At 35.9% G+C, this 295-nt stretch carries 1 pseudogene; it reads right to left on the reverse strand.

The features are described from left to right. Window positions 1–189 precede the first annotated feature (189 nt). Window positions 190–295: pseudogene (locus MiAbW_RS19370) on the reverse strand (IS5/IS1182 family transposase); the annotation flags it as partial.

Here is a 295-nt window from a genome sequence, read left to right on the forward strand (position 1 = left end):
TTTCCGTCAAAATTCGATTTTGTCTCTTAAAACCCTGATTAATCGGTTTTTAGAGCTAATTTTGACTCTTCGTCTAATCTGCCTGTCTTCCTTGCTGTGACTGACTTACAAATTTTTGGAGATGTCTAATGATATCGAACATGATTTTAGTGCATTAAAGAGGGCAAGAATAGACCTCCTGCAAAAGTCTTATTCAGCTACTTGATGATAGCCTAAATTAAGTTCATAGTTGTAAATGCCGGCAATTAAATTAAATCTTAGACCAAATCGCCGTCTCCGATTCCTATATCTTGAG

This window comes from Microcystis aeruginosa NIES-4325, from assembly GCF_008974145.1.
Taxonomy (GTDB): domain Bacteria; phylum Cyanobacteriota; class Cyanobacteriia; order Cyanobacteriales; family Microcystaceae; genus Microcystis; species Microcystis aeruginosa_G.